The 24,270-nt window shown below is 44.4% G+C and carries 21 protein-coding genes and 1 tRNA gene; 21 read left to right on the top strand and 1 reads right to left on the bottom strand.

The window, feature by feature from the left end:
- Positions 1-73 precede the first annotated feature (73 nt).
- The 7 genes from PHG22_02480 to PHG22_02450 all read left to right on the top strand — a co-directional run bounded on the left by PHG22_02480 (position 74) and on the right by PHG22_02450 (position 6,054).
- Positions 74-1,306: a sigma-70 family RNA polymerase sigma factor gene (locus PHG22_02480; protein MDD5490638.1), complete on the top strand. Its 1,233-nt coding sequence runs from the start codon at positions 74-76 to the stop codon at positions 1,304-1,306.
- Between the two features lie 22 nt (positions 1,307-1,328).
- Positions 1,329-1,400: transfer RNA gene (locus tag PHG22_02475), tRNA-Asn, on the top strand.
- A 153-nt stretch (positions 1,401-1,553) separates the two neighbouring features.
- Positions 1,554-2,651, top strand: coding sequence for a hypothetical protein (locus tag PHG22_02470; protein ID MDD5490637.1), 1,098 nt, complete (start codon positions 1,554-1,556; stop codon positions 2,649-2,651).
- A 210-nt stretch (positions 2,652-2,861) separates the two neighbouring features.
- Entirely contained in the window at positions 2,862-3,917 is a 1,056-nt protein-coding gene (locus PHG22_02465) for a hypothetical protein (protein ID MDD5490636.1), read from the top strand.
- A gap of 163 nt (positions 3,918-4,080) precedes the next feature.
- Positions 4,081-4,488 (top strand): DUF2178 domain-containing protein, encoded by a 408-nt coding sequence (locus PHG22_02460; GenBank protein MDD5490635.1) that lies wholly within the window; start codon positions 4,081-4,083, stop codon positions 4,486-4,488.
- Positions 4,460-4,666, top strand: coding sequence for a helix-turn-helix transcriptional regulator (locus PHG22_02455; GenBank protein MDD5490634.1), 207 nt, complete (start codon positions 4,460-4,462; stop codon positions 4,664-4,666). Before PHG22_02460 ends, PHG22_02455 begins: the two co-directional genes overlap by 29 nt.
- A gap of 377 nt (positions 4,667-5,043) precedes the next feature.
- Positions 5,044-6,054: a hypothetical protein gene (locus PHG22_02450; GenBank protein ID MDD5490633.1), complete on the top strand. Its 1,011-nt coding sequence runs from the start codon at positions 5,044-5,046 to the stop codon at positions 6,052-6,054.
- Between the two features lie 251 nt (positions 6,055-6,305).
- On the opposite strand, the gene PHG22_02445 is transcribed toward PHG22_02450, so the two are convergent.
- Entirely contained in the window at positions 6,306-6,473 is a 168-nt protein-coding gene (locus tag PHG22_02445) for a hypothetical protein (GenBank protein MDD5490632.1), read from the bottom strand.
- A 99-nt stretch (positions 6,474-6,572) separates the two neighbouring features.
- On the opposite strand from PHG22_02445, the gene dcm reads away from it, so the two are divergent.
- The 14 genes from dcm to PHG22_02375 all read left to right on the top strand — a co-directional run bounded on the left by dcm (position 6,573) and on the right by PHG22_02375 (position 24,178).
- Positions 6,573-7,661 carry a DNA (cytosine-5-)-methyltransferase gene (gene dcm / locus PHG22_02440; GenBank protein MDD5490631.1) on the top strand — a complete coding sequence of 363 codons (1,089 nt, stop codon included), beginning with the start codon at positions 6,573-6,575 and terminating at the stop codon, positions 7,659-7,661.
- 1 nt (position 7,662) lies between these two features.
- Complete coding sequence (locus PHG22_02435) at positions 7,663-8,658, top strand: HNH endonuclease (protein ID MDD5490630.1); 996 nt, start codon at positions 7,663-7,665, stop codon at positions 8,656-8,658.
- A 169-nt stretch (positions 8,659-8,827) separates the two neighbouring features.
- Positions 8,828-9,253, top strand: a complete 426-nt coding sequence (locus PHG22_02430; GenBank protein MDD5490629.1) for a very short patch repair endonuclease — start codon at positions 8,828-8,830, stop codon at positions 9,251-9,253.
- Positions 9,254-9,320: 67 nt separating this feature from the next.
- Positions 9,321-9,722 carry a cupin domain-containing protein gene (locus PHG22_02425; GenBank protein ID MDD5490628.1) on the top strand — a complete coding sequence of 134 codons (402 nt, stop codon included), beginning with the start codon at positions 9,321-9,323 and terminating at the stop codon, positions 9,720-9,722.
- Between the two features lie 83 nt (positions 9,723-9,805).
- Positions 9,806-10,375: an RNA polymerase sigma factor gene (locus PHG22_02420; protein MDD5490627.1), complete on the top strand. Its 570-nt coding sequence runs from the start codon at positions 9,806-9,808 to the stop codon at positions 10,373-10,375.
- Positions 10,376-10,451: 76 nt separating this feature from the next.
- On the top strand, positions 10,452-10,871 hold the full coding sequence (locus PHG22_02415) for a hypothetical protein (GenBank protein MDD5490626.1): 420 nt from the start codon (positions 10,452-10,454) through the stop codon (positions 10,869-10,871).
- Positions 10,872-10,877: 6 nt separating this feature from the next.
- Positions 10,878-11,387, top strand: coding sequence for a hypothetical protein (locus tag PHG22_02410; GenBank protein MDD5490625.1), 510 nt, complete (start codon positions 10,878-10,880; stop codon positions 11,385-11,387).
- Between the two features lie 27 nt (positions 11,388-11,414).
- Positions 11,415-13,190 (top strand): efflux RND transporter periplasmic adaptor subunit, encoded by a 1,776-nt coding sequence (locus PHG22_02405; protein MDD5490624.1) that lies wholly within the window; start codon positions 11,415-11,417, stop codon positions 13,188-13,190.
- Between the two features lie 10 nt (positions 13,191-13,200).
- Complete coding sequence (locus tag PHG22_02400; protein ID MDD5490623.1) at positions 13,201-13,917, top strand: ABC transporter ATP-binding protein; 717 nt, start codon at positions 13,201-13,203, stop codon at positions 13,915-13,917.
- Between the two features lie 8 nt (positions 13,918-13,925).
- Complete coding sequence (locus PHG22_02395; GenBank protein MDD5490622.1) at positions 13,926-15,146, top strand: ABC transporter permease; 1,221 nt, start codon at positions 13,926-13,928, stop codon at positions 15,144-15,146.
- 30 nt (positions 15,147-15,176) lie between these two features.
- Positions 15,177-15,614: a DUF5666 domain-containing protein gene (locus PHG22_02390; GenBank protein MDD5490621.1), complete on the top strand. Its 438-nt coding sequence runs from the start codon at positions 15,177-15,179 to the stop codon at positions 15,612-15,614.
- Positions 15,615-15,753: 139 nt separating this feature from the next.
- Positions 15,754-16,704, top strand: a complete 951-nt coding sequence (locus tag PHG22_02385; GenBank protein ID MDD5490620.1) for a class I SAM-dependent methyltransferase — start codon at positions 15,754-15,756, stop codon at positions 16,702-16,704.
- A 35-nt stretch (positions 16,705-16,739) separates the two neighbouring features.
- Positions 16,740-17,441: an FkbM family methyltransferase gene (locus PHG22_02380; protein MDD5490619.1), complete on the top strand. Its 702-nt coding sequence runs from the start codon at positions 16,740-16,742 to the stop codon at positions 17,439-17,441.
- Positions 17,442-17,731: 290 nt separating this feature from the next.
- Complete coding sequence (locus tag PHG22_02375) at positions 17,732-24,178, top strand: Ig-like domain-containing protein (protein MDD5490618.1); 6,447 nt, start codon at positions 17,732-17,734, stop codon at positions 24,176-24,178.
- Positions 24,179-24,270: the final 92 nt, after the last annotated feature.

Below are 24,270 nucleotides of genomic sequence, written 5' to 3'. Positions count from 1 at the left end.
ATTAAACCAATCAGCGGATAATTAAGAGTTGTCGCCAATAAGAGATTGGTGTTTTTTGCTATTTTAATTATTTATGCCCAAGAAAAAATTCAAGGCAAAATATTCAAAAAAACCAAGGGGCAGAGTTTTGGCGCGCAAAAAATTCGCCAAAAAAAGAAAGGGCGGAGCCAGGGCCGGAGGGAAAAGAGTGATTGCCAGAAAACCGGTTGCCCGGGTACCGGAGGAGGTCTTGAATAAATTATTACAAAAAGGGAGGTCCAGAGGTTTTCTGACGGAGACCGAGCTTTTGTATGCCTTTCCGGATTTGGAGGAATACGTTGAACAGTATGAGGAATTTTTGGATAAGATGGAGGACTCGCTTGTTTCCGTAGTAGAACCCAAGGGCGGAATTTTGGGGCAGAGGGAGTCGCGGAGAGAAATTTTGTCCACCTTAGGCAAACCTTCCAAAGAAAAAGAAGTAAAGAATTTTGATTTGTCGGAAATATCCTCGGACTCCATCCAGATGTATCTGCGCGAAATCGGCAAGGTACCGTTGCTTACCACCGAGGAAGAATTGTCTTTGGCGCGGCGCAAGGATAAAGGAGATTTAGAAGCAGTCAAAAGATTGATTGAAGCTAATTTGCGCTTAGTGGTTTCTATTGCCAAAAAATTTGTGGGCAAGAGTTTGTCGCTTTTGGATTTGATTCAGGAGGGCAATATCGGATTGTTCAGAGCCGTGGAAAAATTTGACCCGCAGAAAGGATATAAATTTTCCACTTACGCCACCTGGTGGATTCGGCAGGCGATTACGCGCGCTTTGGCCGACCAGTCGCGCACCATCCGCATTCCAGTACATATGGTGGAAACCATCAACCGTTTTCAGCAAGTGGAGCGCCAGCTGATTCAGGATTTGGGCCGCGAGCCCTTGCCCGAGGAAATTGCCGCGGAGATGAGCGAGGAGATTGATAAGGTAAGGCAGATTATTAAAATATCACAGGATACCATTTCTTTGGAAACTTCGGTCGGGGAAAGCGACGAGGATAGCACGCTGGAGGATTTTATTGAAGATGTTAAAAATGTCACGCCGGACCGCGCCGCCGCCTTGCAGCTTCTTCGGGATTATGTTAAAGATGTTATTAAAGATTTAGCGCCGCGCGAGCAGAAGATTTTGGAAATGCGTTTTGGTTTGGAAGACGGTGTGGCGCACACTTTGGAGGAAGTGGGGCAGGAGTTTGATGTCACGCGCGAGCGCATCCGCCAAATTGAAGCTAAAGCGTTGGAAAAAATAGAAACCTTCAAAGGCATTGAAAAGTTAAGGGATTATTAATTTAAAATTTGAAATTATTTATTCCGGGGTAGCTCAGCGGTAGAGCAGTTGACTGTTAATCAATTGGTCGTGGGTTCGAGCCCCACCCCCGGAGCATAAGTTTACAAAAGTTGACAGAGATAAATTGAATTCAGATTGAGTTTAAGAAGAAAATAAAGCTGAAATACAATTTTGAAGAATTGGATGAGTTGACAGGAGTTTACATCAAGAAGTCGCCAGTAGGGCGATTTTTTGATAAAATAAAAACATGTATAAGAAAATTAGATTAATATTGCTAATTATCATCTTGGTTGCCGTAGCGAGGATAGGCGTTTATTTCTGGCACCAATTTAGCATGGAGAAAAATCAGCAAGCCGATGAAACAGCTGTGCGGTCTTTAGTTGAGGATTTTGGCCATTCATTGAAGAATGTTTTTTTACTTTCTCCTACTGCCAGCCAGGACATTGAAACAAATTATAAAAACTTTCTTGACCCGGCTTTACTGGCACAATGGAAAGCTGATTCAACTAAAGCCATCGGCCGTCTGACTTCCAGCCCCTGGCCGGATGAAATTACAATCGCGGATATCAGGCAATTCGGGTCAGGCGCTTATGACGTCAGCGGAAAGATCATAGACATGACAAGCACCGGCATGGCTGGGTCGCGACCGATTGAGATTGGCGTAGTAAAATTTGGCAATCGCTGGCTCATAACCGGAATTACGGTCCTTTCTTCGGGAGAGAATGAACTTTGGAAAGAATATAGCGGCGAAGGTATTTTATTTCAATATCCGGAGAACTTAACCACTCAATATATTTTTACCCAAGAATGGCCGCCGGTAGTAAAAGTAGAATCAGGAACTTATTCTTGCACGGAAACACCGCTGGAGGTAAGCAGTTTAACCAAGATAATCACGCAAAGAATGGTTGATGACAGAATTTATTGCGTTGACGTTAAAAACGAAGGCGCGGCAGGAAGCGTTTATTCTTCATATGTTTATACCACACCCAAAAATGGCAAACTAATTTCAGTGAATTTCGTTTTGTGCTATCCCAATTGTGGTAATTATGGCAAAGAACAAAATCAGGTTTGTGCTAATGAGCGTGAAGCTTTTGACCTTGACGCAACGGTGGATCGTATCGTTCAGACTGTCAAATGGGATTTATCGCCGACGGACAACACCCTTGCCGGTCAGCTTGCCAAATGCCTGCCAAGGAGCGATACGGCCAGCCGGGAAAAGTGCGCAGAGCTTTTAAAGCAGGTAATCGATTTTGATTCCTGCGTGATGGCCGGCTTTTCTATAATGAAATCAAACCCGCCCCAATGCGCTACGCCTGACGGCCGGACTTTTACCCAAGCCAATTAATAATTCAACGGCATTTTGCCGTCCAGTATATCCCCAGCCGCGTCCAGCTCATCCTCCTCCGCTTCCGCCTTCGCTTAAGCTTCGTCGGGCAAAAAAGCTGCGGACGGGCAAGGATGGGGTGAAGTTCTCTCGTGATATTGTTTGGTCAAGATATTACTGGTATAATAGAAACAGGCGATTAGTAAAAATTTAAAAATAAATAAAAGTTCTATGGATTTTTTAACAAAATTTAATCTTAAAATTTCCAGTGTTTTAAAAATAGCCGGATTAGCGCTTTTAGCCATTATTATTATCGTCATTGCTTTTCGTTTGGTCGGCTCATCGTTTAACTCAATAGTTGGGAAACCCCGAACCAATAGTATTTTGCCTCAAAGCGCGCCGTCATATGATTATGCCAGTGACTCCGAGGTTGCTAAAAAATATGAGTATAGCGAAGAGGGTTCAGTCGGTTTATCAGTGAGAAACGTCGGCACGACTCCAAGCGCCGCGCCGATTTATGGAAACGGCGGGGCAACGGGGGATGAAGCCGAGGAATTTGAAGTAACCAAATATAACGCGACAATTGAAACGCGCCAGCTGGAGGAAACCTGCGCAACGGTTGCCGGCCTAAAAGCGCGGGAGGATGTAATTTTTGAAAATGCCAGCGAATATGACCATGGGTGCGGCTATGTTTTTAAGGCCAAGCGGGACAAAGCCAATGAAGTTTTGGCCATTATCAAAGGGCTTGACCCAAAAGAGCTTTCGGAAAATACTTACACGATAAAAAAATTGATTGATGATTTTACGAGCGAGGTGGAGATATTAGAAAAGAAATTAGCGTCCATTGACGAAACTTTGAAAAAGGCCGTCAGCGCGTATGACGACATCAGCGCGCTGGCCACCCGGGTCCAAGACGTTGAAAGTTTGGCTAAAATTATTGATAGCAAGATAAATATTATTGAGCGGTTGACGCAGGAGCGGATTAATATTAATTCTCAGCTTGAGCAAATTGAACGGTCAAAAGCAGAGCAGCTCGACCGGTTGGAATACACTTATTTCCGCGTTGATATTTTTGAGAGCAAATTTGTTGATTTAGAAAGCTTAAAAGATTCATGGAAAGCAGCCATCAAAGAATTCGTACGCGATTGCAATCAGGTCGCTCAAGATATTACGGTTAACCTTGTCGCGCTTCTTCTCCACGTGCTGCAGTTCGTCATTTACTTATTGATTTTATTGGTTATCGCCAAATACGGCTGGCAACTCGTTAAATACATTTGGAAAAAGTAGAAAGCGGGCTTAAAAGTTTTGAGGCATTTTGCCTTACAATATATAAAAATACATCTCTAAAAGGGGATGTATTTTTTATAATTTTTATCTGTGGATAATCGGCTTGACCTAATGTAAGGTTTACTTTACTATTAGTAATATAAACTTAACTTAATTAAACCCTATGAATTACCAACAATTTAAAAGAATGAAAGTGCTGACCGCTTCTTTTGTCTCGGCCACAGTGGCCATAGCGGTTGTTTATAACAACATCGTTTTAGCTTTGGCCGGAGTATTAATCGGCCTGCTTTTCCTTTTCTTGGTCAGAAGAAAGACAAAGGCGGTTTTAGTGGACGAGAGGATTCAAAACATCGGTGGCCGTGCGGCCCGTTTGACTTACACAATTTTAACGATTACCATCGCTTTTCTTTCCCTGGTTTTCATTATAATCGGCAGACGGCTCGGAGAAGCAAATTACGAAATGCTGGGGATTATTTTAAGCTATATAACCTTATTCAGTTTGGCCTTCTATTCTCTTTTTTATAAATACTTCAGCAAAAAATATGGAGAAACAGACGACGAACAAGATTAAAGTTTATCGGGCGATGCGCGATATGACGCAAGAAGAATTGGCCGACAAAGTTGGCGTTACCCGCCAGACTATTATCGCGATTGAAAAAAACAAATATGTCCCGTCGCTGGGATTGGCGTTTAAAATCTCCAGGGTTTTTGATGAAACGATTGAAAATGTTTTTCAGTATCAAAAATAATAATTTCAACTTTGTAAAATTTATTTTTTTAACCTCGCCCATCTCGTATTTATGGGATCAAAATTCAGCGTCGGAATTTTCGCGGAAAAAAGTCCCGCCTACGCTGAAGCTTCGGACGGACAGGTCGGATTTTGTTCAGGAGAGACAGGCAGATGGTATTAATAATTACCAATACTCCAATTTAAATTGATATAATTTCAAGCCGTTTGGATGACGGCTTTTTAGTTACGGGGAACCTGGCTTATAGTCGGCGTCTCGCCGGGTGAATTAGCCCGCAGGAGAGGTGTCGGGTTGACAAATTTATAGAAAGGCGTAATTTATAAAATAGGTATTTGACAACCGCCCTAAATAACTGGGCATAAATAAGGAGAAAAGTCATGAACGAAGAGTTAAAAAAAGAAGAGAAAGAGAAACCGGTTCATCCTTTGTTGAAGTTTGTACCAAGGGTGTGGCACAGTTTTGAGGAATGGCTGAAAAGGTGGGAACAGACTACTTACCTTGCCGAAAAGCTTGGCCTCTTACATGGCCTTTTAGTGGGAGAAGGATGGCCGATAAAAGACCGCCATCAATTAGTATTATTTCTTTTGGAAGTCGCAGATGGGTATAACAATGACAGTAACTTTTATTGTCGCGAGGAGGGATTATATGGATATGGAAACGGCGAAAAAAACTCTGTTAACCGGCGGGCAATCGCAGAAAAAGCCTTTGACGTTCTGTGTCTGAATTTTTTCAAGGGTAGTGAAAAAAATTACGGGGAACCTTTATGGTGGTGGATGGTGAGTGATGAGAGATTGTTTGAAAAGGTTCTTTGGTTTCTCGCACCGGACCGGAAAAACTGCCAGTATCTCGGTCGTCTTTACCGCCTCAATCATTCGCAAGAAATATTTAAAAAGTTCTTGCAGGATTTTAGCTGGCTTGGTTGGGAATACCGGCAGTTTGTCCAAAAGTATAGCGACAGATGGCTTTTGCCGCCAGAGGAGGAGACGGAGAAACGGATGATTGCGACTAGACCGCAGTTTATTGAGATTCTTGATACATTGGGGGAACTCCATTGTCTAAATGGTCAAGAACTTGACCCAGCTTCAATAAAGAAACTTACCGAGCTGGCTCTTGGACGAAGATGTCACTTGCCGAAAATTTCAGTGGAAGACAACGACACTTATAGAATCCCTAAAAGTTTGGAAGAGGCAGTACTCGGCGGTTCAGTCGCGGCGGTGATTATCGTGCTATATAGAATTCGACAACGCGAGAAAAGGCGAATTGATACTAAACTTGAGAAGTCCGAGCGTGCCTATAAAGAGCAAAGGCGTCGGGAAGAGATTGTAAGAATAAATAACGAAAAGAAAGCGCTGGAAGAGAGAGCTGAAGAGCTCGCAACAAAGGGCTAAAAAGCTCGCGAAATAGGTCTGTCGCAAGATTGTCTAAGAATTTTGCCTCCCGGAGATAGCATCAAACGGAGGCTTTTTTATTTTCTGTTTTTTGCCGGTATTTTGATTTCATAAGTCAATGGATAAATTGCCACTTTATATGATTTTAACAATCACTGTCGCTTTTATTTCCTTAATTTTCATCGGGAGTGGCGTATCCCGCCGGCGAAGCAAATTACTAAACGCCGGGAATTATTTTAAGCTATATAATTTTATTTAGTATAAAAAAATCCCGAAAGGGATTTTTTCTTATTGGCTCCTAAATTAAAACCCCAACAAGCTTTTGAAATTGTTTTGCCTAATTTAATCCGTAAATCCAAGAAGCGAAGATTGACCCGGCACTGCTCGCGGGCAAAAATTCCCCCCTTGATCCCCTCCATTTTTTGCCCCCCGCCAAGACACATGGCAGAATCAATAAAATAGCAGAGGTCTGGCAAGAATTTTCTGTAGCTGATATAATATAATTAAGAGATAAGTATATGTTGAAATTAGCAACAGCATTTAGCGGAATAGGAGCAATAGAACATGCGTTAAAGCGTATGCGGGTTAAGCATAAGCTGGTTTTTGCCTGCGACAATGATCCGCATGTAAAAGAAAGTTTTTTTGCCAACTATGATGTTGACGATTCGTGTTGGTTTGATCTTGTTCAAAACATAGACGGCAAAAAATTCAAGGGTAAAGTTGATCTGCTTGTCGGCGGAACGCCATGTCAGTCATTTTCAATGGTTGGAAAAAGACGAGGATTCAAAGACGCTCGCGGAACATTATTTTATGAATTTGCCCGTCTTGTTAATGAAATAAAACCGAAGGCGTTTATTTTTGAAAATGTGAAAGGATTATTAAGTCATGATAGCGGTAAAACATGGGAAGTTATACAAAATACATTTAAGAAACTTGGCTATAGCTATTTTCCGAAGGTATTAAACGCAAAAGATTATGGAATACCACAAAACCGTGAGCGTCTTTTTGTTGTCGGTTTCAGAAACAAAAAAAAATTTAAGTTTCCTGATCCCGTTGAATTAAAAATCACAATGCATGATTTACTTGATGATACAGCGGAGAATAAATATTATCTTCCTGAAAAAGGAATAAAATTTGTAACCAGTCAGAAAAATCTAGACAAGAAATATACCCAAATTAACGGACAGGTTGCGCTTTGCCAAAAAGCAAATCAGCAATTCAATTGGCACGGAGATTTTGTTTTTGAACCGGCAGGGCGAGTAGATGAAAAATATTTTCTTTCGGATAAAGTTGCTAAATATGTTTTGGCAAGCGGAACAAAAAATTTTTACAGTAAACCCGAGACTGACCTTGCTGTTGCCCGCCCGTTGCTTGCGACAATGGCAAAAATGCATCGTGCCGGAGTGGATAACTATATTACGCGTAGCGGAAGAATAAGAAAATTATCTCCGCGCGAATGTTTGCGGTTAATGGGTTTTGATGATAGTTTCAACATAGTTGTAAGTGATACTCAAATGTATAAACAGGCGGGCAACAGCATTGTCGTTAATGTACTCATGGCTATTTTACAGAATATGGGTGTTAGCTCAACAAAAATAAATTTGTAATATGCCAAATAATAACGAAGAAAACTACATAGAAATTAAGGGAGAACAGCTTGAATTGCTCGATGAAGTGGATAATATTCCGCTGGCTGATTCTTTTGTTAAAAGCAATAAACTCCAAGGTACAACAGGACACGGAGAGGCAAAATTGTATGTCGGTGCTCAGAAGAAAAAAGATTTCGGTGATTTTTTTGGCGACTTTAGTGGAAAAGGATTTTTTCTGAAAAAAGATTTTGAGGATTATTTAGGAGACGCCAAATTTGAGTACGAACAACAGGAACAAAAATATAGGCAGGATATTTCCGGCAAATGGGAAGAATATCACCAAAAATTACAAGAGCTTTCTGATTACGAAGAGTTCAGTATAAGCCATGCCGTACCGCAAGATAGATCACGGTTTTACATTAAATCAGATGACAATGTTTTTGATTTTTTCAGAAATATCGCGCTTCCGATTATTTCTTATATCTCAATTTTAAAATTAAAAGATGCCAAAGGAAATATAAAATTCTTTTTTAGACCGGCATTAAGCTATAATTTTAACCCTTACTATCATCCCGCTAAGGTTGAGGAAGTTGAAAAAGCCATTGAGCAAGACCCAAAATTGACAGAGGAGAAAAAGGAACAATTAAGAGATGCAAGAATCGGACAAGGCGCTTACCGACAAAAATTGATGGAAGAATCGTCAGAATGTATAATAACGAGAGTTAACGATGAAAGGATTTTAATTGCAAGCCACATAAAACCATGGAGCGTATCAAGTGAGACGGAGAAAATAGACCATAATAACGGACTCGCACTTACACCAACATATGATCGGTTGTTTGATCAGGGATTTATTTCGTTTGAAGACGATGGAACAATTCTTCTCTCGCCATACATATCACCCCTGAACCTTAAAAAACTTCATCTCGCAAAAGGAAGAAAATATAATATTCCGCCCAGTGACAAAAGGTGTTTATATCTTAATTACCACAGAGATAATATTTTCAAAAGATAGTTATGACCGCTAAAAAGAAAACAGCAAAGGAAGTTCGTGATTTGAGCATAACTAAAATATGTGATGTTTGCGGAATAGCTTATCATCCGCGCAAAAATGGTTATCAGACAACTAGCAGGTTTTGCTCGGCAGAATGTTCGCGCAAAGGTAGAAAATCAACCGGGTAAAAATGGTAGATGTTCACACGAAAGCACAAAGATCAAAAAATATGGCAGCTATCAGGGGCCGGAACAATAAAAGTACCGAACTCGCCCTGATAACGCTTTTTCGTGCAAATAAAATTAGGGGTTGGCGTCGTCGAGGCCGACATATTTTTGGAACTCCGGATTTTATCTTTCCAAAAAATAAAGTAGCAGTTTTTGTTGACGGCTGTTTTTGGCACGGTTGCCCCAAATGTCGGACTTATCCGCAGACCAATGCAAAGTTTTGGAAAACAAAAATTGCCGCTAATCAGGAAAGAGACAAAAAGGTCAAGAAACAACTTATCCGAGACGAGTGGAAAGTGTTGAGATTTTGGGAGCACGAGATAAAGCGGAATCCCAAACGTATTTTAAGGAAGATTGTTTTTTTGGATTCTTCGTTAAAGCAAAAATAAATTTTGCAAAAGCAAACCCTATGAGTGTTTTTTAAATAACAAAAATTAACCAATTAACAACACGCTTATGAAAAAAGGTTTCAAAGACAACATTGAGAAATTAACCGTGGCCAATGAAAATTTCCGCCGGGTGCTTTATACCGGCCCGCACAGCCAATTGGTTTTAATGTCTCTTGCCCCCAACGAAGAGATTGGCATGGAAATCCATTCCGACAATGACCAGTTTTTTCGTTTTGAATCCGGTCAGGGCAAGGTAATGATTGACGGCAATGAATATGACGTCACGGATGGCGACGCGGTGGTTATCCCCGCCGGCGCCGAACATAACATCATTAATGTTTCCGCTACCGCGCCGTTAAAACTTTACACCATTTATTCCCCGGCGCATCATCAAGATGGTGTGGTTCGCGCCACCAAAGAAGAGGCCGTGGCCAGTTCGCCCGAGTTTGACGGTCAGACCACAGAATAGTAATAATTTAATTTTCCATTTCAAAAAATCGTCCCTCGATAAACTCAGGACGATTTTTGGTATAATATGCTATACTACTGGGTATGCTGGAAATTAGCGACGAAAAACTTGTCAGCCAGTATCTCAAGGGCGATGAGAAATCGCTGGAAGTTTTAATTCAGCGATATCTAAAGCCGATTTACGGCTTTGTTTATTATTACGCCGGCACTGCTTCGGACGCGGAAGACATTACCCAGGATGTTTTTGTCAAAGCGTGGAAACATATTAAAAAATTTGACCAACGGAAAAGTTTTAAAACCTGGATTTTCAGCATTGCCAAAAATACGGCCATAGATTTTTTAAAAAAGAAAAAAGCCCTGCTGTTTTCCGAACTCTCTGACGAAGCCGATAGCAACTCTATTTTAGACACACTGGTTGACCCCGCTCCTTTGCCCGATGAAATTTTAGAACGGGCGGATATAGAGCAGATGCTAGCCCGCGCCATGGACAAGCTGCCGGCCAAATATCGTGCGGTTTTATTTTTGTATTACAAAGATGGTTTTAACTTTCGTGAAATCGCTGCCGTACTCGGCGAGCCCTTAAACACGGTCAAAAGCCGCCAGCGCCGCGCGTTGTTGGCGCTCAAAAAAATTCTTACGGAAACCGTTGAATAACTCTATAAAAACAGACCATTTTTAAGAAACGCACCAAAAGGCGTTTTTAATTCGTATTAATAATAACCCAGATTTTATGAACGAAAATTACGAAAAATTATTCACCCGCCTCCCGTCTCCGGAACCGCCGGCCGGGCTTTTCCAAAGAACGCTGCTCCGCCTTGAGGAGGAGCGTAAATTAGCGGCCGTCAAACGCCGCTTAGCCCTTTTCTCCGTTGGCCTTTTGGGGTCAATAGTGGCTTTGGTCCCGGTTTTTAAAATGGTTTACGCGGGGTTTGCGGAATCGGGGTTTATAAAATTTTTATCCTTGATTATTTCCGATACCGGCATTGTCGCCGCTTATTGGCAGAACTTTGCCTTGTCCCTTTTGGAAACTCTGCCGGCGATGAGCTTGATTTTACTATTGGCGGTAGTGTTGGTTTTTTTGGAGTTGCTCAAATTGTCGGTAAAAAATTTAAAATTCATTTTTGTCTTAAAACAATTAATTCATAATTAAATTTTTATGGATATCAATAAATTTTTCCAATCCAAGGCATTTCAGTATTCTTTTTTCGCGATTCTGGCGCTGTTAATTCTGCTGGCCGCTTTTAAAGCCGGCACCATGGTGGGTTTCAGAAAAGCGGATTTTTTCTGCCGCTGGAGCGATAATTATCACCAGAATTTCGGCGGCCCGCGGGGCGGGTTTGGCATGGGTTGGAGCGACAAGGATTTTATCGAAGCCAATGGCACCTTCGGGCAAATTATAAAAATTGACGCGGGGACAGAGCCGGAGCGAATAGCCACGCTGGTCATCAAGGGGCGCGGAGACGTTGAAAAAATAATTTTAATTAACGGTGAGACGGTGATAAAAAGTTTAAAGGAAACCATCCAGCCGGCCGAACTTAAAATTAATGATTTTTTGGTGGCCATCGGCGAGCCGAATGACACCGGGCAGATAGCGGCCAAGCTCATCAGAATTATGCCCACGCCGCCGGCGGAACGCCCGTTGGATATTTTTCCCAATAAGAAATAATTATTTTCAATAACGCAGAAATTTTTTATGTTTTTAGCCAAGCGAAAAATTATCATCGTCCTGATTGTCGCGCTGGCCGCGGTCGGCGGTTATTTCGGATATAAAGCGTACTGGGGCGACACGGCCGAAGTCCGCTATGTTTTGGCAGCCGTGACCAAGGGAACGCTTATCACTTCCGTTTTCGGTAGCGGACAAATCTCGGCATCCAATCAAATAGACATTACGCCGAAAATCTCCGGCGACCTTGTTTATGTCGGAGTGAAAACGGGCGAGGAAGTGAAAACTGGCACGCTGATCGGACAGTTAGATTCCAAGGAAGCGCAAAAATCGGTTCGCGACGCCGAATCCGCGCTGGAATCGGCGAAGTTGTCATTGGAAAAATTAAAGAAGCCGGCGGACGAACTGTCAATTCTTCAGGCCGAAAATTCTTTAGCTCAAGCCAAAGAATCCAAACAAAAAGCGGATGATGACCTTGTCAAAGCGTATGAGGACGGTTTCAACGATGTCGCCAATGTTTTTCTGGATTTGCCAACAGTGATGTCCGGTCTCAACGATATTTTATTCGGCAACACTTTTAACAAGAATCAGGATAATTTAGATTATTTTTCCGACAGAGTGGAGGGTTATGACGGCAAGGTTTTAATCTACAAAAACAGCGCCAAAGAATCGTATGAAACCGCCCGGACGGCTTACGATGAAAATTTTAATGATTACAAAGCCACCAGCCGATTTTCAACTGACGACGTGATTGAATCATTGATTGATGAAACTTACGAAACCACCAAGAATATCGCGGAAGCCGTCAAGGACGCCAATAATCTCATCCAATTTTATGCCGACCAGCTGATTGAACATAATTTTACGCCCGAAACGCTGGCCACCACTTATTTATCAGATTTAAACACTTATACGGGGCAGACGAATAACCATCTTTCCAATCTTCTGGCCATAGAACGGACGATACAAACTGATAAAGAAACTATTATTAACGCCGACAGAACCATTGCCGAAAAAACCGGCTCGCTGGCCGACCTCAAAGCCGGAGCTGACGAACTTGATATTAAATCATCGGAATTAACCATCAAGCAGAAAGAGAACGCGTTGTTGGATGCCAAGGAAAAATACGCGGATTATTACGTGCGCGCTCCTTTTGACGGCGTGATGGTAGCGGTGGATGCCAAAAAGGGCGACACGGTTTCTTCCGCAACCGTTTTGGGAACGCTGATTACCAAGCAGAAAATCGCCGAAATTTCTTTGAATGAAGTGGATGCCGCCAAAGTGAAAACCGGCCAGAAAGCGACACTCACTTTTGACGCCGTAGAAGAGTTGAGTATTGCCGGAGAGGTGGCGGAAATTGACGCCATCGGCACGGTCAGCCAAGGTGTGGTGACTTATAACGTTAAAATAGTTTTTGATACGCAGGACGAACGGGTTAAGCCCGGCATGAGCGTTTCCGCCTCCATCGTTACGGAGGTCAAGCTGGATACTTTGTCCGTGCCTAACGCGGCGGTCAAACAGCAGAACGACGTAAGTTATGTGGAGGCGCCCGGCGCGGCGGAAACCGACGTCACGGCCGCGGCCGTTTCCGGCGGAATTATTTTAAAGAATTCTCCGGAGCGCCGGCAGATAGAAGCGGGAATTTCCAATGATGAATATACCGAAGTTTTAAGCGGCCTGTCCGAGGGCGATATCATCATCGTCAGAACTATTCAAAAAAATTCAACGTCAACAACTTCTTCCGGCGGGAATAAAACGAACGCTTCCGTTTTTGGCATATCCGGCGGCGGGCCGGGCATGAGATAATTCGAACTATATGATTGAATGTAAAAATATCACAAAAATATATAAAGCCGGAGAATTGGAAACGACAGTGCTTAAAGAGGTTTCTCTGACGATTCAGGATGGCGAATTTACGGCCATTGTCGGGCCGTCCGGTTCGGGCAAGTCAACCCTGATGCATATCTTGGGCTGTTTGGATACGCCGACAAGCGGCGAATATTTTTTAGACGGCCAGGACGTGTCAAAATTATCCGATGACGAGCTGGCGGATATCAGAAAAAACAAAATCGGTTTCGTTTTTCAGTCATTTAATCTTTTGCCGCGAGCCACGGTTCTTAAAAACGTAATTTTGCCGTTAATCTATATGGAAGTGCCGCTGGAGGAGAGAGAAAAAAAAGCCAAGGAGGCGCTTAAGAACGCCGGACTTGACGAGTCGCATTTTTACCATCTCTCCAATCAGCTTTCCGGCGGGCAAATGCAGAGAGTGGCGATTGCGCGCGCGCTTATTAATAATCCCAAGATTATATTTGCCGACGAACCTACTGGTAATCTAGACAGCAAAACCGGCGAGATTGTTTTGGAGACCTTTCAGGATTTAAACAAACAGGGCCGCACCATTATTCTTATCACTCATGAAAAGTATATAGCCGAACATGCCCGAAGAGTAATCGCCATTAAAGACGGAGAAATTGTTGATGATAGCGTCAGTTCCTGGACCAAAGACAAAATAACCCAGCAAATCAAAGAATAGAAAATTTTATGCTTTCAGCGGATCTATTTAAAGAAACATTTTCGGCCTTGCTCATGAATAAAGCCCGTTCCGGACTCACGATTTTAGGTATTGTCATTGGTATCGGTTCGGTAATAGCAATGATTTCCGTGGGGCAGGGAGCGACCGGCACTATTGAATCCAGCATCCAGGCGCTGGGTTCCAATTTAATTATGGTGACTCCGGGCATGCAAAGGACAGTTGGTTCTCAAGTCAGGTCAGGGTGGGGGGCGGCGCAATCGTTAACGCTGGCCGATGCCGAAGCGATTGCCGATGAGATTAACACCGTGCAGGCCGTTGCGTCGGAGGTGGCGGGTCGTTATCAAGTGACAGCCAAAGGCTCAAATACCAATACGCAGGTTATCGGCACCACCGCGGCTTATCCCGCCGTCAAGAATCTGGAAGTCGGAGAGGGTGTTTTTATTTCCGACCAAAACGTGAGTAACACTTCCAAAGTGGCCGTTTTGGGTCCGACAGTCAGAGACGACCTGTTTGGCGAAGATGTCAATCCTGTCGGGCAGACGATTCGTATTAAGGGCGCGGAGTTTAAGGTTATCGGCCTGACGGTTTCCAAGGGCGGTACGGGATTTTCCAACCAGGACGACCGGATTTTTATTCCTCTGTCCACGGCCCAACGGTTTTTGGCGGGCAATGAATATCTCACCACTATCAACGTGGAAGCCGTTGACCAAAGTTCCATGTCAGTGACGCAGGAAGAAATTACCTCGTTGTTATTGCTTCGTCATAACATTGCCGACGCGCAGAGCGCTGATTTTTCCACCATGAACCAATCAGATATAATTTCCAGCGCTTCTTCCATTACCAATACTTTAACGATTTTACTCGGGTCAATCGCCGGCATTTCTCTGGTGGTCGGCGGTATCGGCATTATGAATATGATGCTAACCACTGTCACTGAAAGAACGCGCGAAATCGGTTTGCGCAAAGCGATTGGAGCCAAAAAGAAAGATATTGGCCGGCAATTTTTGGCTGAAGCGGTGATGCTTACTTTCATCGGCGGGTTGGTTGGAATTTTTATCGGCTGGCTGGCTTCTTTTATAATTTCCAAGTTTGGCACTACCACCGAAGTATCTTCACTTTCAATTATTTTGGCTTTTGGCGTGTCGGCGGCCATCGGCATTATTTTCGGCTACTATCCGGCGCGGCGGGCGGCGGGGCTAAACCCCATCCAAGCGTTGAGATTTGAATAATAAGTAAAAAATTCAAAACTAATTAAATATATGAAGAAAACATTGTTAGTCATTCTCATCGTGGCTATCGTCGCCGGCGGCGGGGCATTCTATGCCGGCCTGAAGTACGGCCAACATAAAAAATTCGGGAGAGGCGATGTGAATTTTGCCGATTGGCCATCAGCGGGGCGGCAAGCTCCTTCCGGACAATTGGGGTTTGGCGGGGGAGAGGGGAAAGACCTGAAAGCGGGCGGAGGATTTATCGCCGGAGAAATCATTTCCAAAGACGATAAAAGTATTACCGTCAAACTTTCTGACGGCGGTTCTAAAATTATTTTTTTCGGGGAAAGCACGGAGGTTAACAAATTTGTGAGTGGCGCGACGAGCGACTTGGAAATCGGTAAGACAGTCACGGTCAGCGGGAAAAAGAATGACGATGGTAGTATCACGGCGCAGACAATCCAAATCAGGCCGGAAACGCCGAAATAGCCGTAGCGCTCACTCCAAACAAGACAAGCCGCTGATGTTCTTTAATATATTTCTATCCATAGGTTTGCCTCCTTTTCTTTTTAGCGGCAAAAAATCGCCCCGAGTTTATCAAGGGGCGATTTTTTGATAGAATGAGAATATGGAAAAACAGACCAAGATAACCTATATTTTATTCGGGCTGTCTATACTAGCCGTCATTTTACGCAATGCTTTTTACGGTCTTTTTAAAATTGAAGAAGGCGTATTTTTTTATTTTATTTTATTTTTTGTTTTTGTTTTAAGTTTTATTACTTCAATTTTTTATAATACCTTTATTTACTTCAGAAGAGGTGAGCCAAAAGATTTATGGAAAATCGGTTTTTTGGGGTTGGTGGGGCTTTTGGGTTTAATCCCGGATTTATCCACGGGGTTTTTCGGTTTTTTAGGTTTCTTCGGCTTTTTGGGGGCGAGATATTGGCGCGGCGGTAGTAGAATTCTGATTGATAATAAGCAAAGGACAATGAATACTTACCGAAAGGAAGCGATTAAATTAGCAGGTACGTTTGACGCTGTGGGGACGAGAATAAAAGACATAGAAAGGGCCTTCTCTTTTGTCGGCAAGAAAGATCCAAAAATTTTAGAACTTGGTTGCGGCAACGGCCGCGATGCCAAAGAAATAATAAAATATACCAATAATTATTTAGGCATAGACGTTTCTCCGGAAATGATAGCGCTTGCCAGAACGAATGTCCCCGGAACCGTTTTTAAAATCGCCGATTTTGAAGATTTCCGATTTCCCCTTGGTTTAGATATAATCTTCGCTTTTGCTTCATTATTACATTCCGATAAAAGCTCCGTTAAGCGGATTTTGGAGAAAGCCCAAGTGGCCCTTAATGATGGGGGGATTTTTTACATTTCTTTAAAATTTGGCGATTATAAAGAAGAAACAAAAATTGATGAATTTGGCCCCAGAACCTTTTATTTTTATACCCCCGATGATATTAAGAGGTTGGCGGGCGACGGATTTGGAGTCCTCTATGAGGATAATCAGGATCTTCGCGGGCGGAAATGGTTTACCATCGTATTGCGAAAGCGGAGTCCCAGCGTATAATTTTAAAGAAGCGTAGCGCGATCGATAAAATATATATGCAGCAGGAAGTTATAAAATTTAACGGCCGGGTTTATAAAATTTATCCGCGAGACGAAGCGGACCGCAGCGTGGTCGCGGAAATTTTTAAATTGAGAGAATATCGCGCGGCCGAAGAGGCGATTAAGTCGGCGAGCGAGCCGATTATAGATGTCGGCGCGCACGCCGGATTTTTTACGTTATACGCCCGCAGCTTTAATGACCGGGTGAAGATATTCGCGCTGGAACCGGAAGCCAAGAATCGCGAAATGTTAAAAAAACATCTTACGGAAAATGAAATTTCGGGAGTGAAAGTTTTGCCCGTTGCTTTGGGCGGCAAGTCCGGTGAAGGGCGTCTTTGTCTTTCTGCGGACAGTCACAACCATCGCTTGGCGGAAGAGGGGGGAGAATGTTCTGATTTCGTTAAAGTGTCAGTAGTGAGCTTAGGGGATTTACTTCGTTTAGAGAAGATAAAGAAAATCCCCCTTCTTAAAATGGATATAGAAGGAGGAGAATTTGAGGTTTTTAAGGGTTTGGCAGAAGGGGAATGGGAGAGAATCAAAGCCATTATCTTGGAATATCATAATTTTAATAATCGGTCGCATAAAGAATTAGAGGGTATGTTGCGAGAAAAAGGATTTGGAACGCAAATTTTCCCGTCAAAATTTGAAAAAAATATGGGATTTTTATACGCGAATAACAAAAATTCCCCGGAATTATAAAGTTAGTTCCCCAAGCCCTATCTAATCGAATGACTGGGGTAGGGGATAGTCTGTAATTGGCTTATGGCTTACAGCTTACGGACCACCGAGTATTGTTTTAACCACCCCCTCCACCCTTTTTAATTGCTTGACGGTTTAATTTTTGGTATAATTTAATACAGAAAAGTGAGAAAAAGTGCTTGTGGATAACTCTTTAGTACAAGAGGAACAAATTTTTATATTAGTCCAAAAGGAGGGTTAAATTTTAATTTTTTATATATTTTTAATAAACTTAAAATTTAAGAGGTTTTATGAAAAGATGTTCAAAAAATAAGAAATGGCATCGCAAATTAAGGGAAAGCGTGAACCGGCTCGGCACGCTTTTTATCGTTTTTACGACTATTTTGTGGTCAGTAGGAGCTTCAATCGTTATTCTTTTCCCGGGCTTTGCTTTAGCGGCAGTAACCGCCAGCGGAGCCACGGATATGACTTTTTCCGGACAAAAAGCTAAGGCTAGCGTATATGGCACAGCCCCATCATTTGTGCAGGTATTAAAATTTAATTTAGCCGCCAGTAGCGGAGAAACAATTACCAGTCTAACATTTACAATTACCGGTTCAAGCGGGTTTGCTTCTGGCGATTTGGCTTCGGCTGGCGGTGGCAACGCTCCCTTATGGGTGGTAAGAGATGCTAATGGCAATGGTACTTATGACCCCCTTGAAGATGTTTATGCCGCAATGTCAGATGGCTTAAGCGGGGGTAGCCCTTGGACAGAATCAATGACTATTCTTGATAATGCCATCCCGGCCACCTCAACTACTTTTATTGTCATGGCGGAAATTTCTGATGCGCCTACGGTCGGTCATGCTTTTACCGTGGGTATTGCCGCTGACGGCATAGTTACTTCGGGTTCTTCGCCGACCATCACTGCCAAGACGTCTAATATAATTACTATCACCGATGATGCCATTGCTCCAGTAGCGACAACCACGGGTGGTCCTCCGACCGGTCAGGGCAATGTTCCGGTGGATGCCTTATTAGATCGGCAATTTTCGGAAAACTTAAATCCTAACACTGTCACAGCTGACGGCGGCAGCCTTGATAATGACACAGTAAGATTGGTAACCGTTGACCCGGGGGATGTTTTCGGGACAACGAATCTTTGCACTTCCACTACTCTTAGCAACAATAATCGAATTATTTGTAATCACGATGCTTTGCCGGTACGGGCCACGGGAGGATATAGATTTTTTATCACCAATAGCGTGACTGATGTGGCAGGCAACGCGGCCGGTGACTGCCCAATAGAGGTTTGCGCTGGCGGAGTGCCGTCCGGTTTGGCTTTTGAAGGAATGTTTACTACCAGTTCTTTTAGCGGCGGAGATAATAGTACAATGCCCCGCGTAATGAACAGTACTCCCATGCCCGGTACTACCTTGGTGCCGACCAATACAAAAATGACTTTAACTTTTTCTCAGGGCCCGGAAGGGGATATGATAACTTCCGGCGCTGGTGCCGTTGATAATCATGCCAACATCACGTTTAAGGCCTTGAGTTCTGGTATCCCGTCGGGCGATGACCTTTGCGGAGCCGATTGTACTTTAACCTATAATTCCACTAACAGAACTTTAACGGTTGAACCGGCAACGGCCTTAACCGTTAGTACTGAATATGAATTGAGGGTGGAAGCAACAATGACCAATAGCGCCGGCGTAGCGGTGAATCCGCCTTATATAGCGAGATTCATCACCGGCACTGAGACTGATACTACCGCTCCGACAATCAGAACTACTAATCCCACTTCTCCCGCCAACGAAGCTACTGGCGTTTCCCGTTATGTGCCGGAAGTAGGCATTTATTTTTCCGAAGCCCTTGATTCCACTACTTTTTCCCTGGGAACCAATATCGGTTTATACGCCGATGCCAATAGTAATAACGCAAGGGACGGTGGAGAAACATTGTTGGGGTCAGATGATCTCTCAATGTTTTATGACCCGGCGAGTATGACCGTCCGTATGGGTTTGAAATCAGCGCTGGCAGGTAACACAAAATATTGTTTTCAAGTGACTAATGCTATTGAAGATATGGCGGGTAATGCCTTGACCGCTTCGGCCAATCAATGTTTTACGACGGCCAATGACTCAGATACCACTAAGCCCAAGTTGCTTTTTGCTGACGCGGATAATTTTAAATTAGTGGCTCATTTCTCAGAGGCGCTACAAGTCCCTGATATTTTGAGCGGCAGTAATCCTAACACCACTAATCTTACTTTTGAATGCCCGGTAGGGGTGACAGTTAATCTTGCCGGCAAAGATGCTTCTTGGCGTCCAGACACTAAAGAATTGGAAATTCGCGCCTTAGGTTTACAGACTGACCAAAGTTGCCGTTTGACTGTTAGCACAGGAGTTCGCGATTTAGCCGGTAATGTCATGGATACGGACAGTTCAAATAACATAGCTAATTTCAAGGTTCTTAATTCAGCCACCACCGGCGGAATGCTTGGTACGGGTAATACTCAGGATTTTCAGTCAGGTACCAACTTTGCTACTTTTTGGATGAACCCCGTAAGGTGTCAGCCAGTAAATTCTCTGACTGATAAGACAGGCAATTTAGATTGTGAATTTCCCGCTCCGGCGGCATTACCCTCGGGCTCGCAATTTATTTTAACTATGCCCACTGGTTTTGTTTTGACTAGTATCGGCGTGCCGACCGAGCAGGATTCCTGGTTAAATCGGGATATTAATGGCCCAGCCGCTAACGCGCCGACTATCGCTTCGGCAGCCATAGATAGTGTGGCTCTGACTATTACGGTTACTACCGGTACGGCCGCTATTGCTTCCGGTGACCAAATTCACTTTGAATTACAAGGTCTTAAAAATCCTTCCACCCCAGCAGATAATCAAAGAGTTCCTATTGTTATTAAAGATAATACCGGAGTTAAACTTGGCCAAACTTTACAGGCATCGCCGTTCTCTGTTAGCGCTGCCGGAAGTTTGACTATTTCAGGAACGGTTTGTAAGGGCTCGGCTTCCGGCGGCACTTGCGGCGGAGAAGATAGCGCGGTTGTGGGGGCCAGAGTTTTCTGCGATTCCATGGGCGGTTATGGTACCGGTGTGACGGCTGGTCATCTGGAAACCTCTACTGATGCTTCCGGCGACTGGTCTATTTCGGGATTGTCAGCCGGTCAATACGGTTGTGGTTTGCCTACGGGTCAGGGGTGTTTAGCTAACGTCGGTGGCGGCGGCGGAGGTTTCCAGAATATTACTTTATCTGATGCTTCCAAGACTGATGCTGATTTTAAATTTGCCGACTTGTCCGCTACCGGCAAATCGCTCGGTGTGACAATTGCCAGTTCGGCGGCGATGAGCGGCAAAAGCATTGATGTTTTCTGTCATTCCGGGGGTTCGGATTACCAGTTTTCCACGCCGACTATGAAGACCATAACTTTGGATGGGGCTGGGGCGGGAACGACGACGGTTAAACTTCAACCCGGCAATACCTATACTTGCGGCGCCGGTCCGCATATGCCGACGACATCCATGGGTAATGGCGGACCTCCGCCAATGCCGGATTTTGATTTTATGCCGCCCAAGCCGGTTGATGTCGTGGTTCCCACAGATTCCAACCCCTCGGCCATCACTTTTGATTTAGTAGTCGCCGGCAATACTATTACTGGTTTTGTTAAAGACGGCAGTAATAATGGAATTGCCAATGTTTATGTGCACGCGGCGCCAATCGGTTGTTTTGATGCCACTACCGGTGAGGGTATGGAGTGTTTCGGCGGGTTTAGTCAAAGTAAATCCGATGGCAGTTTTTCCGTAAAAGTTTCACCGGGTACTTACATCGTGGGCGCTGACGCTCCGGGCATGCCGATGTCCGAAGAGCAGGAAGTGACAGTTGATAAAAGCGGTTCCTTAACTCAAAACGGTACGGGCGTGGCTTCTATCACCATAAAAATGGTAAAGAGTTCCACCACAATTTCCGGGCAGGTTTTAGATGAAGCCGGCAATGGCATAAAATATGCTAATGTAGGCGCGGAGAAAATTGCTTCGGGAGGCACTTGCGAAAGTTTTACACCTACCGGCGGCCATGCCGATTCGCCAACCGACCAATCCGGCAATTATACTTTGTATGTTTCTGCCGGAACTTGGTGTGTGCGCGCCTATGCTCCGTCATATGGAGAAGTGGGTAATAAAGTGGTAGTGATTTCTGGCACCACTTCCGCTACTGGACAAAATATTGCCGCTACTGCGGCGAGTTATGGCACGATTTCCGGCACGGTTAAGAAAAATAACGTGGCAACCGGCGGAGCTTTTGTGGCTTGCCATAGTTCCAGCGGAGGTAATAATACTCAATCTGGTAATGACGGTACTTACTCGATAAAAGTAAAGGCCGGTTCAAATTATACTTGCGACGGATTTATATATGGAGCTGGTCCTTTGACTCCGGTAACCGGAGTGACTGTGTCTTCCGGCGGGGCAGTAACTGTTGATCTTTCTATGGGCAACCCGGGGACAGTCACGGTTACTATCACCGGCATTGCTGATGCTTTTGTGGACATTCGCGACAGCAATGGCCGCGGAGCTGGTATCAGCCAGAATAGTAGCGGAGCCTATATCGTAAAAGTTCCACCCGGTACTTATACGGTGCGTGGCGGCGGTCCGAAATATGGAGAACTCTGCGCTGGCCAGACAGTAACCGTGACAGCTGGCGGTACGCACGCTGTCACTTGTACTCCGCCGGCTAATTTGCGCACTGTCACCGGGCGTGTTTATGACGGTTCAAGTAATATTTTCGGAGCCAGAATTATTTTTTCCAATGCCAATAGCGGTCGATTCTTTGACGTTATGTCAACCGCCCAATCAGATCCGGATAATAATTTTAGTTTAACTAATGTACCGGAAGGCACTTATAATGTCAGAGTGTTTAAACCTGGTTATGAGCCAGCAACAACTACCGCTGTAGTTTCCGGAGGCAACCTGACAATGTCTACGCCTATTACCTTGACCAAGGCCAGCGGCGCCAATGGCACCGGCCATACGATTGCCGTGCAATTGAGCGGAGCTGCTTATACTGGCAATGCTAAAGTTATCGCCACTAAAGATGGCAAGGTTATTGTGGCAGAAAATGACAAGACAACCGGCAATGCCACTCTTAATTTGACCAACGGTACTTGGAGCGTGGAGGCTTATGGCGATAACGGCAAGAAATCCTCCGCCGGTTCAGTAGTGATTTCCGGCGGCGTGGTGCAGGGCGGTTCCACAGCGACCTTATCCCTTGACACTGATATTACGGGATTCACTTCGGGTAGTGACACGGGAACCTTAGTCCCTTCCACCGGCGGTCTTATTAAATCAGATCAAATAGCGGGGTTAGAGATTAATATCCCAAGCTCAACACTTTCCACTACCGATTCCAACACCGGTAAAATTGATATTACCAAAGACCCCACCATTGCCGTTGACCCGGGCACGGATATGAATTTTGTCGGAGCCAGCGGTTATGATATTGCCCCCAAAGATTCCAGCGGTAACGCGCTTGGTAAGTCCTTAAGCGGCGATGCTGTCACCTTAACTTTGCCTTATACTGCCGCTGACGTGACGGCCGCAGGCGTAGATGAATCCAAACTTATGTGCGGGACGTTTAATGTTTCTTCCCAGACCTGGGAGACTTTCCCAACCACCGTGGATACGGAAAACAATTCCATTACTTGCCAAGTGAGCCACTTTTCATCCTTCGGTGTTTTGGGTTCTGTCAGCGGTTCTTCCTCTGGCCGCAACGGGGACCCGGTTCCGCCGGGAATCGCGGAGAATATCGGCATTTCCACGGATGGCACCAGCGTCACCCTCACTTGGACCGACCCGACTGACGCGGATTTTGATTACATTGAAATTTTAAGAAATAACGGAGGCAATTCTTTAGTCAACCCTTCGTCTTATGCCGTTGTTCAGGATGGCGTTAAAACTTTCACCGACCGGTCAGTCACTACCGGAACTTTCTATAAATATGCCATTCGTACGGTGGATATAAATGCCAACTATACCGATAGCAGCGAAGTGAGTATCACCGCGAACGTTCCGACGCCGAGCCAGTCGCCCGGCGGTGGCGGCGGTACGCCGACCCCGACCACAACTCCTGAGGCAGTAACCATTACGCCGGCTCCGGTCGCGACTCCCGCGCCGGTGGCGGTGCTTATTAAGGACCCCTCCCAAGTGGAGGAAATACTTTCCGGGCTTAGTTTGATTCGCAAACAATCGGACGAAGCCAAATACCTGCCGCTCATCAAATCCGACGCCATTGCTTTCAAAGTTGGTCTGACGGAAGCGCAGGAGACAGCCATCACTAATTTCGTCAGTTATGGTATTTCAACAGAGACTAAGAATCTCGGTGCCGGAGAACGTCGGGCGGTTATTCGCGATTATTTGGAGACAGTTGGTCGCGGGGCGGTTAGCTGGGAAGATATCCAGAAAATGGCTATCGGCGCCAAGCCGGTGGGACGCAATCTCACTAAAGAAAGAGCGCAGGTGGGGACGGTATTGAAAATGTTTAAAAAGATTGTCGGGCACGAACCGAATTTCCAAGATGCCAAGGAGGATTTAGCTTGGAATACCATGATGTATCGCATCCGTTTTAGCCGCGAACTTAGTAAGGAAAAAACGGCCATTGTCAAATTTAAGGCAATCTTTTGGCGCCTTCCCAAATCTCCTCTTGATTGGGCGGCGATCAGAGCCATTGCTTATACCGGAGTTATAGAATAGAGCTTTAGAAAAATAAAAGAGCCCCCGACATAACATCGGGGCGCTCTTTTATTTTGAGAAACCTTATCCACATGATTGTTTGACTTTTTAGC

It is taken from the genome of Patescibacteria group bacterium, from assembly GCA_028716045.1.
Taxonomy (GTDB): domain Bacteria; phylum Patescibacteriota; class Patescibacteriia; order JAQUQO01; family JAQUQO01; genus JAQUQO01.
The sequence above is the reverse complement of the archived record's forward strand: the minus strand, read 5'-3'. Positions and strand labels throughout refer to the sequence as shown.